This window comes from Streptomyces sp. NPDC001700, from assembly GCF_053596435.1.
Genome location: NZ_JBSFGE010000012.1, coordinates 238,536 through 259,452, shown reverse-complemented (window position 1 = coordinate 259,452; position 20,917 = coordinate 238,536). Strand labels below are relative to the sequence as shown.

Annotated in this window: 17 protein-coding genes; 14 read left to right on the top strand and 3 right to left on the bottom strand. The window is 71.5% G+C overall.

What is annotated here, in order from left to right:
- Positions 1-32: 32 nt before the first annotated feature.
- Positions 33-1,097 (top strand): WD40/YVTN/BNR-like repeat-containing protein, encoded by a 1,065-nt coding sequence (locus tag ACWC5C_RS23700; protein ID WP_450878303.1) that lies wholly within the window; start codon positions 33-35, stop codon positions 1,095-1,097.
- 11 nt (positions 1,098-1,108) lie between these two features.
- Positions 1,109-1,828, top strand: coding sequence for an endonuclease V (locus ACWC5C_RS23695; RefSeq protein ID WP_450878233.1), 720 nt, complete (start codon positions 1,109-1,111; stop codon positions 1,826-1,828).
- Between the two features lie 26 nt (positions 1,829-1,854).
- Here ACWC5C_RS23695 and ACWC5C_RS23690 read toward each other — a convergent pair whose 3' ends face one another.
- Complete coding sequence (locus tag ACWC5C_RS23690) at positions 1,855-3,222, bottom strand: hypothetical protein (RefSeq protein ID WP_450878231.1); 1,368 nt, start codon at positions 3,220-3,222, stop codon at positions 1,855-1,857.
- A gap of 132 nt (positions 3,223-3,354) precedes the next feature.
- On the opposite strand from ACWC5C_RS23690, the gene ACWC5C_RS23685 reads away from it, so the two are divergent.
- The 5 genes from ACWC5C_RS23685 (at position 3,355) to ACWC5C_RS23665 (ending at position 7,229) form a co-directional block, all read left to right on the top strand.
- Complete coding sequence (locus ACWC5C_RS23685; protein ID WP_450878229.1) at positions 3,355-3,483, top strand: lasso RiPP family leader peptide-containing protein; 129 nt, start codon at positions 3,355-3,357, stop codon at positions 3,481-3,483.
- A 3-nt stretch (positions 3,484-3,486) separates the two neighbouring features.
- Positions 3,487-5,412: an albusnodin/ikarugamycin family macrolactam cyclase gene (locus ACWC5C_RS23680; protein WP_450878227.1), complete on the top strand. Its 1,926-nt coding sequence runs from the start codon at positions 3,487-3,489 to the stop codon at positions 5,410-5,412.
- Positions 5,396-5,695: a PqqD family peptide modification chaperone gene (locus ACWC5C_RS23675; RefSeq protein ID WP_450878225.1), complete on the top strand. Its 300-nt coding sequence runs from the start codon at positions 5,396-5,398 to the stop codon at positions 5,693-5,695. Before ACWC5C_RS23680 ends, ACWC5C_RS23675 begins: the two co-directional genes overlap by 17 nt.
- A complete protein-coding gene (locus ACWC5C_RS23670) occupies positions 5,692-6,114 on the top strand; it encodes a lasso peptide biosynthesis B2 protein (RefSeq protein WP_450878223.1) in 423 nt (140 codons plus the stop codon). Before ACWC5C_RS23675 ends, ACWC5C_RS23670 begins: the two co-directional genes overlap by 4 nt.
- Before the next feature lie 89 nt (positions 6,115-6,203).
- The gene (locus ACWC5C_RS23665; protein WP_450878221.1) at positions 6,204-7,229 is read left to right on the top strand and encodes a protein-L-isoaspartate O-methyltransferase family protein; all 1,026 of its coding nucleotides are present in this window, start codon (positions 6,204-6,206) and stop codon (positions 7,227-7,229) included.
- Positions 7,230-7,299: 70 nt separating this feature from the next.
- On the opposite strand, the gene ACWC5C_RS23660 is transcribed toward ACWC5C_RS23665, so the two are convergent.
- A complete protein-coding gene (locus ACWC5C_RS23660) occupies positions 7,300-7,797 on the bottom strand; it encodes a DUF1203 domain-containing protein (RefSeq protein ID WP_450878219.1) in 498 nt (165 codons plus the stop codon).
- A gap of 180 nt (positions 7,798-7,977) precedes the next feature.
- On the opposite strand from ACWC5C_RS23660, the gene ACWC5C_RS23655 reads away from it, so the two are divergent.
- The 6 genes from ACWC5C_RS23655 to ACWC5C_RS23630 all read left to right on the top strand — a co-directional run bounded on the left by ACWC5C_RS23655 (position 7,978) and on the right by ACWC5C_RS23630 (position 16,180).
- Entirely contained in the window at positions 7,978-8,916 is a 939-nt protein-coding gene (locus ACWC5C_RS23655; protein ID WP_450878217.1) for a dihydrodipicolinate synthase family protein, read from the top strand.
- Between the two features lie 59 nt (positions 8,917-8,975).
- Positions 8,976-10,370: a sialate:H+ symport family MFS transporter gene (locus tag ACWC5C_RS23650; protein ID WP_450878301.1), complete on the top strand. Its 1,395-nt coding sequence runs from the start codon at positions 8,976-8,978 to the stop codon at positions 10,368-10,370.
- Between the two features lie 97 nt (positions 10,371-10,467).
- Positions 10,468-11,649 carry a CaiB/BaiF CoA transferase family protein gene (locus ACWC5C_RS23645; protein WP_450878215.1) on the top strand — a complete coding sequence of 394 codons (1,182 nt, stop codon included), beginning with the start codon at positions 10,468-10,470 and terminating at the stop codon, positions 11,647-11,649.
- Positions 11,650-11,698: 49 nt separating this feature from the next.
- A complete protein-coding gene (locus ACWC5C_RS23640) occupies positions 11,699-12,913 on the top strand; it encodes an acetyl-CoA C-acetyltransferase (protein WP_385442547.1) in 1,215 nt (404 codons plus the stop codon).
- Positions 12,914-13,022: 109 nt separating this feature from the next.
- Positions 13,023-15,209 (top strand): 3-hydroxyacyl-CoA dehydrogenase NAD-binding domain-containing protein, encoded by a 2,187-nt coding sequence (locus tag ACWC5C_RS23635; protein ID WP_450878213.1) that lies wholly within the window; start codon positions 13,023-13,025, stop codon positions 15,207-15,209.
- A gap of 98 nt (positions 15,210-15,307) precedes the next feature.
- Entirely contained in the window at positions 15,308-16,180 is an 873-nt protein-coding gene (locus ACWC5C_RS23630; protein WP_450878211.1) for an alpha/beta fold hydrolase, read from the top strand.
- Between the two features lie 4 nt (positions 16,181-16,184).
- Here the strand turns inward: ACWC5C_RS23630 and ACWC5C_RS23625 are convergent, their stop codons facing one another.
- Positions 16,185-16,925: a MerR family transcriptional regulator gene (locus tag ACWC5C_RS23625; protein WP_450878209.1), complete on the bottom strand. Its 741-nt coding sequence runs from the start codon at positions 16,923-16,925 to the stop codon at positions 16,185-16,187.
- Positions 16,926-17,123: 198 nt separating this feature from the next.
- On the opposite strand from ACWC5C_RS23625, the gene ACWC5C_RS23620 reads away from it, so the two are divergent.
- Positions 17,124-20,888: a glycoside hydrolase family 2 TIM barrel-domain containing protein gene (locus ACWC5C_RS23620; RefSeq protein ID WP_450878207.1), complete on the top strand. Its 3,765-nt coding sequence runs from the start codon at positions 17,124-17,126 to the stop codon at positions 20,886-20,888.
- Positions 20,889-20,917: the final 29 nt, after the last annotated feature.

Genomic DNA, 20,917 nt, shown 5'->3' with positions numbered 1-20,917 from the left:
CGGGCATGGGGATCATGGGCATGATGAGACGCATGGCGGCCGCCGGGCTCTGCGGGGCGGCGCTCGCCGCCGTCCTCGCCGCACCCGCGCAAGCGGACGGTCTACGCGCGGGATGGCAGCTGAAGGACACCGGCACCGACGCCCGCTTCCGGGGCCTCGCCGCCGTGGGCCGCCACACCGCCTGGGTCGCGGGCACGAAGGGCACGGTGCTGCGCACCCGCGACGGCGGCCGCAACTGGCGCGATGTGTCCCCGCCCGGCGCGGAGGGGCTGGAGTTCCGCGACATCGAGGCGTTCGGCGCGCGGCGCGCGGTGGTGCTGGCCATCGGCGAGGGCGAGGCGTCCCGGGTGTTCCGTACGGACGACGGCGGCGCCACCTGGAGCGAGACGTTCCGTAACCCCGATCCGCGCGCCTTCTACGACTGCCTCACCTTCTTCGACGCCCGCCATGGCCTCGCGCTCAGCGACCCCGTGGACGGCAAGTACCGCATCCTCGCCACCGGCGACGGCGGCCGCACCTGGCGCGTCCAGCCCTCCGGCGGGATGCCCGCCGCGCAGCCCGGCGAGTCCGCGTTCGCCGCGAGCGGGCAGTGCCTGGTGAGCGCCGGGCGCCGGGACGCGTGGTTCGCCACCGGCGGCGCCGCCACCGCCCGGATCTTCCACACCGCCGACCGTGGCCGCACCTGGACCGCCGCCGAGGCGCCGATCCCCGCCGGTGACCCGGCCCGTGGCGTCTTCGCCCTCGCCTTCCGCGACACCCGCCACGGCCTCGCCGTCGGCGGCGACTACCGCGCCGACCAGCCGTCCCCGCGCGCGGCCGCCGTCACCGGGGACGGCGGCGCCGCCTGGACCCCGGCCGCCCAGCCCCCGCCCGCCTACCGCTCCGGCGCCGCCTGGCTCCCGTACGCGCGCCGCACCGCCCTCGCGGTCGGCCCGACCGGCACCGACGTGACGGCGGACGGCGGCCGCACCTGGCGCACCGTCGACTCCGGTTCGTACGACACGGTCGACTGCGCCCCGGACGGCGGCTGCTGGGCGTCGGGCGAGAAGGGCCGCACAGCCCGCCTGGAGCGAACCCGGGCAGGTGAGGGCCGGTAACGTGACCGATCATGAAGAGCGCCACCGACCCCCGCTATGAACTCCCGCCCGACTGGCCCACGACCGAGGCCGAGGCGACCGCCACGCAGGAGCGGCTGCGGGGATCGGTCCGCGCGGAGGCCGGTGCCGTACCCGCCCCGGGCGGCGGGCCCGGGGCGGTCGTCGGGGTGGACGTGGCGTACGACGACGAGCGCGGCGTCGTCGCGGCGGCCGCCGTCGCGCTGGACCCCCGTACCCTCGCCGTCGCCGGGGAGGCCACGGCGGTCGGCCGGGTCACCTTCCCGTACGTACCTGGCCTGCTGGCGTTCCGCGAGATCCCGGCCGTCCTGGACGCGCTCGGCGCCCTCGACCGCCTCGGCCACCGCCCCGGCGTCGTCGTCTGCGACGGCTACGGCATCGCCCACCCCCGCCGCTTCGGCCTGGCCAGCCACCTGGGCGTGCTCACCGGCCTGCCGACCATCGGCGTCGCCAAGAACCCCTTCACCTTCCGCCACGCCCCGCCCGGCCCGCACCGAGGCGACTGGACGCCGCTGCTCGACGGCGACGAGGAGGTCGGCCGGGCCCTGCGCACCCGGGACGGCGTGAAGCCGGTGTTCGTCTCCGTCGGCCACCGGGTGACCCTCGACGAGGCCTGCGCCCACACCCTCCACCTGACCCCCGCCTACCGCCAACCCGAATCCACCCGCCGAGCCGACGCCCTATGCCGCCGAGCGTTGGCGGACGCCCGCTGACGTTCAGTTCCGGGCACGGCACGTGATCACCGGAGCCGCAGAAACTCGACGGCTCGCTCATCCAGTTCAGCCGCGCAACGCACGCCGCGAGCGCGGAAGCGGGCGAGATCGCTGCGCATCCGGGTCACTGCCTTACGGGCTCGGACGGACCGCACCCCGTCCATGTGGTCCATCGCCCGGTTCCATGTGGCACAGGCCTGCTCGATGCTGCCGCCCTTGAGCTGCATTTCGGCGCTCGCCACCAGATCGAGGCCAACGATCCGTGCATAGCTCGCCGGGCGGGACGCGGCGGCCCGCGCGTACTGCTCCGCCGCTGCTTTCCGGTCGCCCAGCGTCTCGTAGACCTTCGCGTTGCGCGAGTAGACCGACGCAGGAGGCGGTCCCCAGGTGAGAGCCCAGAACGGCACCTCATCTCCGCGCTCGGCGGCCAGGAGAGCACGCGCCCGCTCGGCCTCTGCGACAGCCCTTTGCCGCTGCCGGGACTTGGCCAGGGTGTGGGCGTGCACGACGCGGAAGAGGGCTTCGGTCTGCACGTCGACCTTGCCCTTGGCACGGTTCAGCCCGGTCTCAGCCAGGCCCTGGCAGTGCTCGGGCCGGTGCAGCTTGAGCCCTTGCATGGCCATCGTGCGCATCACGAATCCATCGTGCCCGGGAATGCCGGACTCGACGGCGAGTGCGTAGGACTGCAGGTAATAGCGCTGGGCCAGACCCTGTTGACCTGCGTCGTAGGACTTCCAACCGATCAGGTGCACGCCTCGGCTGGCGGCGGAGAGCATGTGCTGGCGGACCTTGTCGCTATGGAAACGACCGCGGCACAGGGGGGCGACGTCATCGCGCAGATATTGCACCAGGGCGCTGCGCCCGTGCTGCCCACCGTGGCGCTCATCCATCTCGGAGAAGAGCCGCACCATGTCGCGGACCGCTTCGACCTCCGCCATCCCGATGGTCCGGCCGGTGCGGGCGGTGGCGGTGCGGTCGGCGACTTCTCGGACGTACGACAGCGGCAAGCCAGCGGCGGCGACCGAGTAGGCAGACGAGGTAAGGAAGCGGTGCCGGTCCAATTCGTGGCTCCACATCGGTAGCAGGGCGTCCAGTGGATCTTCGGCGAGGGACAGGCCGAGGTTGTCGTCATCCTCTTCGCGCGGCGCGAGGCCTAGATCGTGAAGGGTCAGCAGGCGCCCGAGCTGGCGGGAGAGGGCTACGGCGAGGTAGCGGCCGGTATCGCCTGCGGGGACGGCGCCGCTGATCCAGTGCTCGATGGTGGACTTGTTGGTCCGTAACGCCGCCCCGCACTCGGCGGCCACGGCGCGTACCTCCTTGGCCAGGGACTGGTACGTCAGCCCGGACTCGGCGATGAGGTTTCGCAGCTGGTGATTCGGCGTGCGCTTGGCCATGAGTACCTGCCCATATACCCGATATACCGCTTGCCCTGCCCGACACCGTACCGCCGGTGCCGCGGCCTGAGTTGACTGTTCGCATGCCCATTCCCGGGCACGAGGGATGGAACGCCGCGAAAGGGAGGAATCATGAACACGCAGACCACCACTCCTGTGTACACCGCTCCGGTCGTGCTGGACGCCGGTGACGTCGTCGAGGTAACGCTGGGCACGCAAAGCTTCGACACCGCCGACGACACCGAGTACAAGAACGCCTGATCCATGGGCTGCCTGGGGCCGGGCGGGTGTGCGCCGTGGCCCGGCCCCGGGTTCGACACCAAGAGCGAGAGCGATGAGAGCGGGTGGCTGATGCGGTGGAGCACGGGATGGTACGGAGCGAGCCGACACGATCGGCTGCCGAGGAACGGCAAGCCCGTACCGGGCATGGACGCGGCATGGGCCGTCGGCTGGCCAACCGGTCACATCCGCTCGGCGGGCTCCGGCCCGCTGGCGCTGGCGATCATCGGAGACTGTGGCGCCGACGGCCACCAACTGCACCATGCGCTGGCGGCCGTGCGGGCAAGAGACTGGGACGCGCTGACCCGGTGGCCCGGCTCGTACCTCACGATCGCACGCAGCGGCGAATCCCTGGCAGTGATCGGCGATCTGGCGGGCCAGCACCCGGTGTACTGGCGAACAGAGGGCGCGGGAACGTGGTGGTCGACATCGGCCGGGGCGCTGGCCGCGCTCGATGGCGCACCGTTCGACCCGATCGCGCTGGCCGCGCACCTGGCCCTGGCGCAACCGGATGTCTTAGGGCAGCGGAGCCTGTTCCGCGCCGTGAGCCGCGTACCGACCGGACACCTGCTGTTGATCACCCCCAGCGGGGCGAGCACCGTCCGCTATGAGCCGGTCCAGTATCAGCCGATGAGCCTTCCCGAGGCCGCCCCGCGGGTACGGGCAGCGCTGAGCGAGGCGGTCGACACGCGCCTGGACGGCACACGAGCGGTGAGCGCGGACCTGGCCGGGCTGGACTCCACCACGCTGGCGTGCCTCGCCGCACGGCGCGGGCAGGTCGCCGCGGTGACGTTCGCCGATCCCCGGCTGCGGGATGACGACCTTGCGTATGCGGTGCGCACCGCCGCTGCGGTACCGAGGCTCACCCATCACACGGTGCCCGGCCGCGACGAGACCGTGTACTACAGCGGCGTGAACGACCTGTCCTCGCTGCCCCTGACCGACAGCCCCAACCCATACGCCGTCACCGCCAGCATCAAAAAAGCGGTGCTGGACGCCGTCGCCGAACATCAGCCAGCGGGCGTCCACTTCACCGGGGCGGGCGGGGACGCGGTACTTTCCGCACCCTCCTCCTATCTGGCTGATCTGCTGCGCGACCGGCAGCACCGCCGAGCTGTGACGCACGCGCAGGCTCACGCCCGACTGAGGCACGTCTCCCCGCTGACCATGCTGCGGCGCGCCCGCCCGGCCTCGCGCACCGGCCTGACCGACGCCTGGCGGCAATCCGCCGCCGAACTGCGTGACAATCCTCGTGAGTGGGCACCACAGGCAGAGCGGCCCGTCGCCTGGACGCCCTTGCTGACCACCGCCGACTGGATGAGCCCCCAGACGCGTCACCAGCTCGCCGATGCTCTGGAGGCGGCCGCCGACGAGCTGCCCGAGGAGCCCCGTCATCTGACGGCATGGACGGACCGCCAAGACCTCGCGCGAGTCGGGGCAAACACCACCGGGTGGCGCGAGATCGCACTCACCGGCCACGGCGTGGAGATCGCCGCTCCCTTCCTGGACAACGAGGTCATCCGGGCCTGTCTGGCCGTGCCCGCAGACCAACGCGGCACCCCAGGCCGGTACAAGCCACTGCTAAGCGAGGCATTCGCCCACACCGGTGTCCTGCCGGACTCCGCCCTGTCGCGTACGACGAAGGGCGGCTTCAACGCGCTCGCGTACGCAGGACTCACCGAGCACGCCCCGGTCCTCGCCCAGTTGCTCGGCCCCACCTCCCGGCTGGCCGCCGCCGGACTGATCACCCAAGCACCCGTCACGGGCATGCTCCAGCGCGCAGCCGCCGGACAGTCAACAGCCCAGGGCGCCCTGCACTTGGCGGTCGGCGCTGAGGTGTGGCTGCGCCAGCTTGAGACCACCACCCCCGCCACATGGTGGGAGGTGGCCGACCGTGTGGCAGCTGCGTGAGACCGCTCGCCCGGTGCTCGCCGACGACGGCGGCGCCATCCTTGACGAGCGCACCGGCCGCTGGACCCATCTGACCCCGACCGCGGCCGCCGCGGTCATGCTCCTGCTGTCCGGCACCACCGAGGACCAGGCCGCCGAACAGTACGCCATCCGCTACGGCATCAGCAGTGAGCATGCCGCCGCCGATGTCCGTACGGTCGCTGACGCCCTCGCAGCCCAGGGACTCGCCGTCACCGAGGCGGGGAGCGCGGGCCGCCCCCGCTGGTGGCGGTGGTGGCGATGACGAGCATGGAGGCCTACTCCACCGTCCGCACCGGCACCTTCGCCGAGCGCTGCGCCGCGGCCGTCGGGTTCGCGCTGGCCCTGGTGCTGCTTCGGCTGCCGTTCCGGCACACCGCCCGCGCGGTCCGCTGGGCCCGGCGGGCAGGCCGCCGACCGCTGACCGCGCCACAGGCCGAAGCACTGGTCATGGCCGTCAGGCACACCGGCCGCCTGTGGCCCGGCCGGGCCGCCTGCATGGAGACCTCACTCGGGGCGGTTTTGGCCGCCGCACTGCTCGGCTGCCGCCTGCACTGGTGCTTGGGTGTGCGGTTCTCCCCGCCACCGGTCGAGTACCACGCGTGGGCCGAACTCCCCGGGTACGGCCCGGTCGGCGAATACACCACTGCGGGGTGGCATCACCACACCGCCCTGACGATCTGACCCCGGGCCCGACCGCAGGGGCGCGTGTCCTTCGCCTGCCCGGAGCGGTTACCGCAAACGAGTGCCCCGTCCCCTCGAAGGAGTGAACAGTGACCGCCATCGCCGAAATCGCCGAAACCGTCCCCGAACGCCACTACACCCACCACCAAGGCCGCGGCGCCACCCCGCACCGCTCAAACCCTGCCGTCATCCACCGTGAGCTGGGCACGCTGGACGTCGACCCGGGCATGAACGTCGCCGAATTCGGCACCGGCTCCGGCTACTCCGGCGCCCTGCTCGCACAGCTCGTCGGCTCCCAGGGGGCTGTCGTCAGCCTCGACATCGACACCTACCTGACCCGCTGGGCCAACCTCATTCACCACGAGCGAGGCCTGCACAACATCCGCTGCCACACCGCGGATGGCACAGCGGGCTTTCCCGACCGCGCCCCGTACGACCGGATGGTGGCCTGGTGCACCCCGTCGCTGCTGCCCCAGGCGTGGGTGGAGCAGGTGGTCGACGGTGGCCTCATCGTCGCTCCACTGCCGATCGCGCCCGTGCCCCACATGACGGTGGTCGCCAAGATCCGTGTCCGCGACAGGAAGCCCCAGGTGGAGGCGGTGTTCACGGGCGGCTACATCGAGGCGACCACCTCGCCGAAAGGCAACCTCGACCTGCCGGGCAGGTGGGTCGACTGGGAGAACCGCGTCCCCGGTCCCTCCTGGATCTCCCTCGCGTGGCGCGGAAAGGACGACTGGCGGAACGACGGCGCCCGCACCACCCTGGACCGCCTGCTGAAGGATGCGCACACCGAGCCGTACGAGGGCCCTGAAGTCGACTGGCCGTCCTGGCGAACGTTCGTCGCCGCCATCGACAACCCCTATCTGACGATGGCCGGGTTGAGCCCGGACCTGTGGGCGGTCGGGCACTCGACCCGGACCACAGCCGCCGTCATCCAGCAGGACGGCACCATCCTGGCCGATGGGCCCCAGTCGCCCTCATTGACTGTTCTGCACGGCTGGCTCAGCGACTGGGAGACAGCAGGCCGCCCTGCCCCCGAGAGCTACACCCCGAGTCTCGTCCGACAGGACGACAGTCAGGACTCGGCAGGCTGGACACTGCGCCTCTCGCGCTGATTCCTCAGTGGTGATGCGGGTAGTCGTGGCCGTCGCCCTGATGCTCAGGGCAACAGGTCGAGCGGTGCGCCTAACCCACCCGGCGTGTCTCGGCGACGAAGCAGCCGAACTCGACGCAGCGCACATGCACCGTGGCCACCTCGGGGTCCGTGTACAGCTCGGTGAGGGTGTCCTCGCACGCGCGCTGTCCGCCGCCGGTCAGCAGGCGGCCGCGGAGGATGTCGCCCGACGCGGAGTAGGCGCGCAGCACCCGGTGGTCGTCCCACATGCCGAGCGGGAAGCCCGGGCCCGTCCAGCCGTCGCACTCCTCGGCGTGGAGGAAGACCGGGCCCTGCTCGTCGTACGGGCCGGGGTCGGCGTCCGTCTCCTCGGCCCAGCGGCGCAGCGGGGCGTAGGAGACGAGGGCGATGGTCTCGCCCGGCAGGCTCCGGCCCAGGCAGCAGCGGAGTGGGTTGTCGCCCTCGTCGTCCACCACCAGGCGCGGGGGGTTGCCCGCGTCGTCCATGATCCGCAATTGCTTCGCCACCTCGGGCGCGATGGCCCGGATCTCGTATGCGTGGTCGCTCATGGGTCTCATCGTCGTCCGCTGACGGTGCGATGGCTGGCGGTATGCGGACGGGGCGCTGGGCATCATCCGCGTGCGGGCGTACTTGACAGCGAGCTGGTGCTCAGTCAGATTCGGCCCAAAACGTAGGACGTCCGACGTCCGTATTGCCCCATTGGGCATCATGGAGAAAGCAGGGTCCTGATGAGTCTTCCGGCTCCGCTCACCGGTGTGGTCCCGCCCCTGTGCACTCCCCTCACACCCGACGGCGAGGTCGACGCGGTCTCCCTCGCCGCCCTCGCCGAGCGGCTGATCGGCGCGGGGGTGAGCGGGCTGTTCGCGCTCGGGTCGAGCGGTGAGGCGGCGTATCTGGGGGACGGGAGGCGCCGTACCGTCCTGGAGACGGTGGTCGGGGTGGCGGGCGGGCGGGTGCCGGTGCTCGCCGGGGCGATCGACATGGCGACCGAGCGGGTCGTGGACCATGCCCGGACCGCCGCCGCGCTGGGCGCGGACGGGATCGTGGCCACCGCGCCCTTCTACACCCGTACGCATCCGGTGGAGATCGCCGACCACTTCCGGCGGGTGCGCGAGGGTGCGGGGCTGCCGCTGTTCGCGTACGACATCCCGGCGTCCGTCCACTCCAAGCTGCCACCGCAGGTCGTGCTGGAGCTGGCCGCCGATGGCACGCTCGCCGGGCTCAAGGACAGCAGCGGCGAGGACGGGGCGCTGCGGCGGCTGCTGGTGGAGGCGCGCCGCCGGGGGCTCATGGAGTCCTTCTCCGTGCTCTCCGGGTCCGAACTCGCCGTGGACGGAGCCCTGTTGGCCGGGGTCCATGGCGTCGTCCCCGGGCTGGGCAATGTCGACCCGGCGGGTTACGTACGGCTCTACGCGCACGCCCGCGCGGGCCGCTGGGAGCGGGCGGCGGCCGAACAGGACCGGCTGGCGGCGCTGTTCGCGCTCACCGACGCCGGGGATCCGGCCGCGATGGGCGGCAGCTCCTCGGCGCTCGGCGCGTTCAAGGCGGCGCTGCATCTGCTGGGCGTCATCGCCTGCCCGGCGACGGCCGCGCCGCAGGTGCCGCTCGGAGGCGATGCGGTGAAGACGGTGCGTCAACTCCTCGAAGAAGGAGGGCTGTTGTCGTGACGGGCGTCGAGATAGCCGGGCCCTGGTACCGCCAGGTCTCCCGGCGTCAGTGGAAGTCGATGTTCGCCGCCTGGATCGGCTACCTGCTCGACGGTTTCGACTTCGTGCTCATCGCCCTCGTACTGACCGAGATCGCCGACGAGTTCGACCTGAGCGCGGCGTCGGCGGCGAGCCTGGTCTCGGGCGCGTTCATCACCCGCTGGCTCGGCGGGGCGCTGCTCGGCGCGATGGGGGACCGCTACGGGCGCAAGCCCGCGATGATCGCCAGCATTCTGCTCTACTCGCTGGGCACCTTCGCGTGCGGCTTCGCCTGGAACTACTTCAGCCTGTTCACCGCCCGGCTGCTGATTGGCATGGGCATGGCCGGTGAGTACAGCGCGAGCGCGACGTACGCCCTGGAGAGCTGGCCCGCCCAGTTGCGCAACCGCGCCTCCGGCTTTCTGATCTCCGGTTACGCGGGCGGCACGATCCTCGCCGCCGAGCTGTACAAGTGGGTCGTACCGCACTGGGGCTGGCGCTGGATGTTCTACATCGGCGTCCTGCCCGTCTTCGTCGCGCTGTGGGTGCGGCGCGCGCTCCCGGAGGCGGGGGACTGGCGCGAGGAGGTGGCCGCGTCCGGCGCGGCCCGGCCGAACCCGTTCCGGCCGCTGTTCACCGGCCGCCGCGCATACCTCAACGCGGCCCTCGCGGTGGCCGCGAGCGCCGCGCTGTTCTGCGTGTTCACCCCGCTGGGCGCGGGCTGGCGGTGGCCGCTGTCGCTGCTGGCGGCGGGCGCGCTGCTCGCCTTCGCCGCCCAGCTCGGGGGACGGCGGGGCTGGCTGCTGTACGTGGCGCTGATGGCCACCGTCTTCTGCGCCTTCCTCTACAGCTGGCCCATCCAGGCGCTGCTGCCCACCTATCTGAAGACGGAGCTGGGGTACACGCCGTCCGAGGTCACCGACGCGATGTTCTACGCGGGCTTCGGCACGATGGCCGGATGCTGGCTGGCCGGGTTCGCCGGTGACTGGATCGGCACCCGGCGGGCCTACGCGTACACCCTGCTCGCCTCGCTGTGCTTCGTCTTCCCGGTGTTCGCGGTGCGGGACACGCTGGTGGGGCTGGGTGTGCTGCTGTTCTGTCTGCTCGCCCTGAGTCAGGGGATCTCCGGCATCCTGCCGAAGTACATCGCCGGACACTTCCCCACCTACAGCCGCGCCGCGTCGCTCGGCTTCGTCTACAACACGGGGGCGCTCGGTGGCGCGGTGGCCCCGGTGCTGGGCACGCGGCTGGCGGAGGGGATGCCGCTCGGGCAGGCCCTGGCGGTGCTGACGTCCGGTCTGACGCTGGTGGTGATCGTGCTGGTGGGAGCGGATGTGCCACGGCGGCTGGGCCGTCTGGTGGACCCGGCGCTCTCCGGCGACCAGCTGCTGCGGGAGCCTTCGTCTTCCTCGGAGGGGGCGGACACGCCGCGCTGAACGCGCCGCCCCGGGTGGGGGCTTGTGGAATGAGGGGCGCGTTCCTAGCATCGGCGGTGTTACAGCGGTGGTGTCACAAAGGCTAGGACGGTCCCGGATGGCGGCGGCAGCGCAGGCGGCAGCACAGGTGGGCGGAGCGGCGGGGCACGGACCGCTGGCCGGGGTGCGGGTGGTGGAGCTGGCCGGGATCGGCCCCGGGCCGTTCGCGGCCATGCTCCTGGGCGACCTGGGCGCCGATGTCGTACGGGTCGACCGCCCCGGACGGCCCGGCGGCCTGAAGATCGACCCGGCGTACGACCTCGCCAACCGCAACAAGCGCTCCGTCCTCCTCGACCTGAAGTCCGAGCACGGCCGGGACGCGGCGCTCGGCCTCGTCGAGCGGGCCGACATCCTCATCGAGGGCTACCGCCCCGGCGTCGCCGAGCGGCTGGGCCTCGGCCCGGACACCTGCCTCGCCCGTAACCCGGCGCTCGTCTACGGCCGGATGACCGGCTGGGGGCAGGAGGGCCCGCTCTCCGGCACGGCCGGGCACGACATCGGCTACATCGCCATCACCGGCGCCCTGGGCGCGATCGGGGCCGCCGACGGCCCGCCGGTCATGCCCGTGAATCTGCTCGGGGACTACGCGGGCGGCTCGCTCTACCTCGTCATCGGCGTCCTCGCCGCCCTCCAGCACGCCCGCTCCGGCGGCACCGGCCAGGTGGTGGACGCGGCGATCGTGGACGGCACCGCGCACCTGACCGCCGTCCTGCACGGCATGATGGCCGCCGGTGGCTGGCAGGACCGGCGCGGCAGCAACCTCCTCGACGGCGGCAGCCCCTTCTACGGCACGTACGAGACCGCCGACGGCGGCTATATGGCGGTCGGCGCGCTGGAGCCCGCGTTCTACGCCGAGTTCATCGACCTGCTCGGGGTCGCCGACGAGGTGCCCAACCGCCGCGACGTCCACAGCTGGGACCAGCTGCGCGACGTCATCGCCGCCCGCTTCAAGGAGCGCACCCGCGAGGAGTGGACGGCGGTGTTCACCGGGTCGGACGCGTGCGTCTCGCCCGTACTGTCGCTGAGCGAGGCCCCCCGGCACCCGCAACTCGCCGCCCGCGACACCTTCGTCGACGAGGCGGGCATCACCCAGCCCGCGCCCGCCCCGCGCTTCTCCGCCACCCCCGGCCGGGTGCGCGGCGGCCCCGCCCGGCCCGGCGCGGACGCCGCCGAGGTGGCCCGCGACTGGGGCGTCCCCGGCGTCCTGCCGACGCCGCCTGGTGAGGGGCCCTCGTCGTAACGCGCCAACCGCCCTCCTCTCCCTTGAAGCCCCCCGAAAGGCAGCAGACGTGAGCACCGAAGCGTACGTGTACGACGCCATCCGCACCCCGCGCGGGCGCGGCAAGGCCGACGGCGCCCTGCACGGCACCAAGCCCGTCGACCTCGTCGTGGGCCTCATCCACGAGATCCGGCGGCGGTTCCCCGACCTCGACCCGGCGGCCATCGACGATGTGGTGCTCGGCGTCGTCAGCCCGCTCGGCGACCAAGGTTCCGACATCGCCAAGGTCTCGGCCATCGCGGCCGGGCTCCCGGTCACCGTGGCGGGCGTCCAGGAGAACCGCTTCTGCGCCTCGGGTCTGGAGGCCGTCAACCTGGCCGCCGCCAAGGTCCGTTCGGGCTGGGAGGACCTGGTGCTGGCGGGCGGCGTCGAGTCCATGTCGCGCGTGAAGATGGGCTCCGACGGCGGCGCGTGGTTCGCCGACCCGATGACCAACTACGAGACGGGCTTCGTCCCCCAGGGCATCGGCGCCGACCTCATCGCCACCCTCGGCGGCTTCACCCGCCACGACGTGGACACCTTCGCCGCGCTGTCCCAGGAACGGGCGGCCCAGGCATGGAAGGACGGCCGCTTCGACCGCTCCGTCGTCCCGGTCCGCGACCGCGCCGGGCTGACCGTCCTCGACCACGACGAACACATCCGCCCCGGCACCACCCCCGAGACCCTGGCCGGGCTCAAGCCGTCGTTCGCGACGATCGGCGAGGCGGGCGGCTTCGACGCGGTGGCGCTGCAGAAGTACCACTGGGTGGAGGCCATCGACCACGTCCACCACGCGGGCAACTCCTCCGGCATCGTGGACGGCGCGGCCCTCGTCGCCATCGGCAACCGCGAGACCGGCGAACGCTACGGGCTTAACCCCCGCGCCCGCATCGTCTCCGCCGCCGTCTCCGGCGCCGACCCGACCATCATGCTCACGGGCCCGGCCCCCGCCACCCGCAAGGCCCTGGCCAAGGCCGGGCTGACCATCGACGACATCGACCTGGTCGAGATCAACGAGGCCTTCGCGGCGGTCGTACTCCGCTTCGCCGAGGACATGGGCCTGGGGTTGGACAAGATCAACGTCAACGGCGGCGCGATCGCCATGGGCCACCCCCTGGGCGCCACCGGCGCGATGATCCTGGGCACCCTGGTGGACGAACTGGAACGCCGCGACGAACGCTACGGCCTGGCGACGCTGTGCGTGGGCGGCGGCATGGGCATCGCGACGGTGGTCGAACGGCTGTAGCCGTGGCCGGACCTCTCCCCACGCCGCCCCTTCCCGAACCCGGGGCTTTGCCTCGGACCCCACCGGGGCTTCGCCCCTGGGCCCACCCTCGCCCCCTGGAGACCGTGAGATGAGCAATCCCGCCAGCGCCTCGACCATCCGCTGGGAGCAGGGCGACGACGGCATCGTCACCCTTGTCCTGGACGACCCCGGTCAGTCCGCCAACACCATGAACGCCGCCTTCATCGGCTCCCTCGACGCCGTCGCCGAGCGGCTGGAGGCGGAGAGCGAGTCGATCCGTGGCGTCATCGTCACCTCCGCCAAGAAGACGTTCTTCGCGGGCGGGGACCTCAAGGACATGATCAGGCTGGGGGCCGACCAGGCGCAGCAGGTCTTCGAGACGAACCTGCGCATCAAGCGCGGGCTGCGCCGGATCGAGACCCTCGGCAAGCCCGTCGTCGCCGCGATCAACGGGGCGGCGCTCGGTGGCGGGTTCGAGATCGCGCTCGCCTGCCATCACCGGGTCGCGCTCGACACCCCCGCGTCGCGGATCGGGTTCCCCGAGGTGACCCTCGGGCTGCTGCCCGGCAGCGGTGGCGTCGTGCGGTCGGTGCGGCTGCTGGGCGTCGCCGACGCGCTGCTCAAGGTGCTGCTCCAGGGCACCCGGTACGCCCCGCGCCGGGCGCTGGAGGCAGGTCTTGTGCACGAGGTCGTGGACACGGCGGACGAGATGCTGGCGCGGGCGCGCGCCTTCATCGACGCGCACCCCGAGTCCCGGCAGCCCTGGGACGAGAAGGGCTACCGCATCCCCGGCGGCACCCCGGCGGACCCGAAGTTCGCCGTCAACCTCCCCGCCTTCCCGGCCAATCTGCGCAAGCAGCTGAACGGCGCCCCCTACCCGGCCCCGCGCAACATCCTCGCCGCCGCCGTCGAGGGCTCACAGGTCGACTTCGAGACGGCGCAGACCATCGAGGCCCGGTACTTCACCGAGCTGGTCACCGGCCAGACCGCCAAGAACATGATCCAGGCGTTCTTCTTCGATCTCCAGGCGGTCAACTCCGGTGCCAACCGCCCAAAAAACATCGAGCCCCGCACGGTCCGCAAGGTCGCCGTGCTCGGCGCCGGGATGATGGGCGCGGGCATCGCCTACGCCTGCGCCAAGGCCGGGATCGAGGTCGTGCTGAAGGACGTGTCCGCCGAGGCGGCGGCCAAGGGCAAGGCGTACGCGGAAGGGCTGCTGGCCAAGGCGGTCGCCAAGGGCCGTACGAGCGAGGCCCGGCGCGACGAGCTGCTGGCCCGTATCACCCCGACCGCCGACCCCCGCGACCTCGCGGGCTGTGACGCCGTCATCGAGGCGGTCTTCGAGGACCCGGCGCTCAAGCACAAGGTCTTCCAGGAGATCGAGCCCATCGTCGCGCCGGACGCCCTCCTGTGCTCCAACACCTCCACCCTGCCGATCACCCTGCTCGCGGAGGGCGTGCAGCGCGCGGACGACTTCATCGGGCTGCACTTCTTCTCACCCGTCGACAAGATGCCCCTGGTCGAGATCATCAAGGGCGACCGCACCGGGGACGAGGCTCTGGCCCGCGCCTTCGACCTGGTACGGCAGATCAACAAGACCCCGATCGTCGTCAGCGACTCACGCGGCTTCTTCACCTCCCGCGTCATCGGCCACTTCATCAACGAGGGCGTGGCGATGGTCGGCGAGGGCATCGACCCCGCCTCGGTCGAACAGGCCGCCGCCCAGGCGGGCTACCCCGCCAAGGTGCTCTCCCTGATGGACGAACTCACCCTGACCCTCCCGCGCAGGATCCGCGAGGAGACCCGGCGCGCGACGCTGGAGGCGGGCGGCGCGTGGCAGCCGCACCCGGCGGACGCGGTCATCGACCGCATGGTGGAGGAGTTCGGCCGCCCGGGCCGCAGCGGGGGAGCGGGGTTCTACGAGTACGACGCGGCCACCGGCAAGCGCCTGGGGCTGTGGCCGGGGCTGCGCGAACACTTCGGCACCACCCCTGACAAGGGCATCCCCTTCGAGGACATGAAGGAGCGCATGCTCTTCCGCGAGGCCCTCGACACGGTGCGGCTGCTGGAGGAGGGCGTGCTGACGTCCGTAGCGGATGCCAACATCGGCTCGATCCTGGGCATCGGCTTCCCCGGCTGGACGGGCGGGGTGCTCCAGTACATCAACGGCTACGAGGGCGGCGTGCCGGGCTTCGTGGCCCGCGCCCGGGAACTCCAGGCGGCGTACGGGGAGCGGTTCGCGCCCTCGCCGCTGCTGCTGGAGAAGGCGGAGCGCGGCGAACGCTTCACGGACTAGCGTTGACCGACAGGGGCGTCGATATCTGGCGGATATCGGCGCCTCGTTGGCGAGATATGCCGCTGGATGACAGGCCCCTGAGCGGGTGGACTGTCCTCATGAGCAACGTGAGCAACACAAGCAACGTGAGCAATACAAGCAACACCCTCTTCGTCCTCGTCCACGGCGCCTGGCACTCCTCCTGGCAGTGGGCCCCAACCCAGCGCGCCCTGGCCGGGCTCGGCGCGGTGAGCCTCGCCGTCGACCTGCCGGGGCACGGCTTCGACGCCCCGGTGCCCTCGGGCTACCACGCCCCGGGCCAGCCCGGCTTCGCGACCGAGAAGTCCGCCCTGGCCGGGCTGACCCTGGAGGAGTGCGCCGGGTCCGTCGTCTCGGCGCTGCGCGCGGTGCGCGGCCACCGCAGGGTGGTCCTCGTCTCGCACAGCGCCGGTGGCGTCTCCGCCTCCCTGGCCGCCGAGCAGGCCCCCGAACTGGTCGACGAGCTGGTCTACCTCACGTCCGTCGTACCGGCCGCACGCCCCCGCTTCGCCGACTACATGGCGGCCCCGGAGCAGACCGCGACCACCCGTGGACAGGGGCTGATGGTGGGCGACCCGGAGGCCATCGGCGCGTTCCGCGTCAATCCGCTGTCCGACGACCCGGAGTACGCGGAGGCGCTGCGGCTGGCCTACTACCACGACGTCCCCGCAGACGCCTTCGCCCGCTGGCGCCACGCCCTCAGCCCCGATATGCCGTTCGCGATACCGACCACCCCGGTCACCCTCACCCGCGAGCGGTGGGGCCGCATCCCGCGCACCTTCATCCGGTGTGCCGAGGACTGGGCCCTGACGCCCGCCCTGCAGGACCTGATGATCGCGGAGACCGACGCGGCGATGCCGGACCAGCCGTTCACCGTACGGACGCTGCCGGGCAGCCACTCGCCGTTCGCCACCCGCCCCGCCGAGCTGGCCGCCGCCCTCGTACAGGACTAGCGGTTCAGTCCGCGGTCCCGTACCAGGCCCGCAGCTCCTGCTTCATCGACCGCTGAAACGCGATCACCAGCGCCTGCACCACCAGCGGTTGCATGTCCGCCGACAGCGACTTCTTCGCCGCCATCCGCTCCGCCCCGCCGCCGGACTCCGGCTCCCGCTCCGGGCCCCACACCTCGTCGCGGAAGAGCCGCCCCAGCTCGCGGGCCACGGAGCGGCTGTGCTCCTGGACGACCGTATGGGCCGCCAATATCGTCTCCAGGTCGATCGGGACGTCCAGCAGCCGCAGGCCCAGGTGCAGCACCCCGGGGTCGACGCGGAAGACGTCCGGCCGGTCGGTGCGCTCCAGCGCGTGGAGGGCGGCCAGCCGGTCGACGTCCTCGTCGGACAGCTCGCGCCCGGCGCGCCGGGCCAGTTGCTCGCGGGTCGCCTCCTCGGGTGCCTCGGGCGCCCAGGAGGCGACGAGGGCGCGGTGGATGGCGAGGTCGTCCGCGCTCAGGTCCGCCGGGAGCTGCCGCAGATAGCGCTCGATGGCGGAGAGGGTCATGCCGTGGTGCTGCAACTCCTCGATCAGCGCGAGCCGCGACAGATGATCGGGCCCGTAGTGCCCCACCCGGCGCGGGCCGATGGCGGGCGGCGGCAGCAGGCCCCGGGTGCCGTAGAAACGGATCGTGCGGACGGTCACCCCGGCCCGGGCCGCCAGCTCGTCGACGGTCAGGGTCGGTTCCCCGCTCTCGGGGGTGCTCATGGGCGCGCCTCGCTCTCCGGTGTGCTGCCCGCTCGGGCGTATCAGTATTGCTGTCTCATCATCGCTGTGAAACCTTCCGGCCTTATCTGATCGCACAGAGATCGGTCCGCACCGTTGACGCTCTCTTTACCCGGCCAATAGCGTGCATCGCTGTTCAGCTGTGTTGGTTTTCTTGCGAATATGTGAGGTGAGGTCGGATTGGGCACGGTACGCGGCAGGTACGGCACACGACTGATCGCGGTGGCGGCCGCCATGGCCACCGCGCTCGGCGCCGCCCTCACCACGGCGGACACCGCCGCCGGAAGAGCGCCGGACGCGGGCAAGTTCCCCGCCGATGTGCACAGTTACCTGGAAGATCCGGAGAAGACCGGGGAGGGCCAGGAGCCCCCGCACACCCGGCTGAAGCCCACCGGGCCGGACGCGCAGAAGTGGCAGCGCAGCCTCGACGGCAGCTGGCGGTTCGCCCTCGCCGACAAGCCCGAGGACGCGCCCCAGGGCTTCTGGAAGGAGGGCTACGACGCGTCCTCTTCCCAGGGATTCCAGCGCGTCAAGGTCCCGCACACCTGGCAGACCGACGACCTCGACCACCCGATCTTCCGCAACATCGACGGCGAGATCGTCCCCGAGAAGCCCCCGAAGATCCCGCGCGACGTCAACCCCACCGGGGCGTACCTCAAGGACGTCCAGGTGCCGAGGGACTGGGACGGGCGGCGGCAGGTGCTCCGCTTCGACGGGATGACCTCCGGCGCGTTCGTCTGGGTCAACGGCCGCTACGTCGGCTACGACCAGGGCGGCTACGTCCCCGCCGAGTTCGACGTGACCGACTATCTGCGGCCCGGCCACAACCGCGTCGCCGTCCAGGTGCACCGCTGGAGCGCGGGTTCGTACCTGGAGGACTACGACCAGTGGCGTTTCGCGGGCATCTTCCGCTCCGTATCGCTGTACTCCACCCCGAAGACCCGGATGGAGGACGCGTACGTCACCACCGACCTCGACTCCGACTACCGGGACGCCACGCTCCGCGCCGAGGTCGACATCGCGCGCGCCGAGGGCGGTGAGAAGGGGAAGCAGCGGGTCACGGGCGTGCTGTACGACCCGCGCGGCCGCGAAGTGCGGCGGCTGTCCGCCGAGGAGGCCGACGGCAAGGCCGAGCTGACGGCACAGGTGAAGAACCCCGCCAAGTGGTCCGACGAGACACCGAACCTCTACCGGCTCGAACTGAAGCTGCGCGACGCCGACGGCAAGGTCACCCAGACCGCCCGCCAGAGCGTCGGCTTCCGCGAGGTCGAGGTCAAGGACCAGCAGCTCAAGCTCAACGGCAAGCGCATCCTCATACGCGGCGTCAACCGCGCCGAGACCGACCCCACCACCGGCCGGTACGCCACCCGGGAGCGCATGGAGCAGGACGTCCGGCTGATGAAGCGGCTGAACGTCAACGCGATCCGCACCTCCCACTACCCCTCCGACCCCTACCTCTACGAACTCGCCGACCGTGAGGGCATCCTCATCGACGACGAGATGGAGGTGGAGACCCACAGCTTCGAGAACTGCCCGGACGACTGCCTCGCCGAGAAGCCCGAGTGGCAGAAGGCGTTCCTGGAGCGCCACCAGGGCATGGTCGAGCGCGACAAGAACCACCCCAGCGTCATCATGTGGGACACCGGCAACGAGGCCGGGCTCGGCAAGGCGCATTACACGATGGCCGAGTGGACGAAGAAGACCGACCCGACCCGGCCGCTGTACCACCAGCCCAACCGCCCTGACGGCGATGCTCCGTTCGCCGATATCGCGGGCCCGCGCTACCCCACCCCCGCCTCCCTCGAATCCAAGGCAAAGTCCTTCACCAAGCCGATCGTGATGGGCGAATACGCCCACGCGATGGGTAACAGCCTTGGCAACTTCCGGGAGTTCTGGGAGGTCATGCGGAAATACCCCAGGGCCCAGGGCGGCTTCATCTGGGACTGGGCCGAGCAGAACATCGAGCGCCCCCTGATCACCACCCCCGACTCCTCCGGCAACCGCGTCGCGGCGAGCCTGTCCGGTAAGCCGAAGATCGTGGACGGGAACAATGGCAAGCACGATAAGGCGCTGTATCTGTCCGGCCTGGACGACTTCGTGGAGACCTACCGCGACCCGAAGTTCGACCTGACCGGCAAGGCGGTCACCCTCGACGCCCAGGTCAAGCCCGCCGAGCCGTTCACCGGCGACTTCACCATGGTCAGCAAGGGCGACCAGTACGTGCTGCGCATGAAGGACGCGGACACCCTGGAGTTCACGATCACCAGCGAGGGCAAGCCCCGCACGGTGACCGCGGACGTCCCCGAGGGCTGGACCGGCGCCTGGCACCGCGTCACCGGCACCTACGACGGAAGCGCGCTACGCCTCCACGTCGACGGCAAGCAGCTCGCCGAGACCGCCTGGAGCGGCCGCATCGACTACACCGGCTACGACCTCGGCGTCGGCCGCAACGCCGACACCATGGAGGACGGCTACCCGGGACGCACTGCCAAGGGCACCATCGACCAGGTCCGCGTCTACGACACCGCACTCGGCGCGGACCGGCTCGCCGCCGGTGAGGACCCGAAGCGGGACGCCCTGATCGCTTTGGACTTCGACACCTTCCAGCGCAAGGGCAGCTATCTGTCGTACGGCCTCTACGAATCCGGCGTCGACGGCCTGATCACCGCCGACCGCAAGCCGGAGCCGGAGACCGCCCAGCTCGCCTGGGTGCAGGCGCCGATCCGTATCACCGACGCCGACGCCCGCACCGGCAAGGTCAAGGTCACCAACGAGCGCGTCTTCACCGGCACCTCCGACCTGAAACTGCGCTGGAAGGTGACCGAGGGCGCGAAGACCGTCGCCAGCGGCACCCGCGCGCTGGACGTCGGGCCCGAGGCGAGCGACGAGGTCCAGCTGCCCGCCCCGCCCGCGAACCCCGGCGGCTACGAGCGCTACCTCACCGTCCAGGCGGTGACCGCCCACGACACCGACTGGGCGAAGGCCGGACACGTCGTCTCCTTCGGCCAGTTCGCGGTCGGCGGCGACAAGGTCCCCGAGCCGGAGCAGGCGCGTACGGGCGACGGCAAGGCCACGGTCGCCGACAACGACGACACGGTCGAGGTCACCGGACCCGACTTCCGCTACACCTTCGACAAGAAGAAGGGCACGCTCACCTCGATGCGCGCGGGCGGCCGCGAGCTGCTCACCTCCGGCCCCGAACTCGACGCCTGGCGCGCCCCCATCAGCAACGAGCGCTCCGACTGGGGCACGGCGGAGGGCAAGCAGTGGCGCTCCCTCGGCCTCGACCGGCTGCGCGCCACCGTCAAGGGCACGGACGTGACCCCGGGCGACGACGGCACCGTCAGCGTCGCCTTCACGACCACGGTCGCGCCGCCCGAGGCGACCAACGCGTCCTTCGACCAGACCATGACCTACCGCGTCGACGGCTCGGGGAAGATGCGCGTCCAGCACAAGGTGGAGGCGCGCGGCGAGTTCCGCAAGCTGTCGTACCTGCCGCGCGTGGGCATGAAGCTCAAGGTGCCGGAACGGTACGACACGTTCCGGTGGTACGGCCGCGGCCCGGTCGAGAACTACAACGACCGCAAGGACGGCGCGCCCATGGGCGTGTGGTCGTCCCCGGTCGAGGACCAGTACGAGGAGTATCTGAAGCCGCAGGACCACGGCAACCACGACGATGTGCGCTGGGCGTCCCTCACCGACGGGAGGGGCGGCCCCGGGCTGCTGGTCTCCGGTGACCTCCAAGCGGGCGCCACCGCGTACGACGACCTCGACCGCGCCGCGTACCCGCATCTCCTCAAGCGCAACGCGGGCTGGAACACCCTCCACGCCGACCACGACGTCACCGGCGTGGGCGACACCCCGAACCCCGTGCGCGACCAGTACCGGGTCAAGGCCGACAAGGCGTACGACTACACCGTCACCCTGCGCCCGGTCAGCCGATAAAGCAGCACCCCATAAAAACGCCGCCCGTT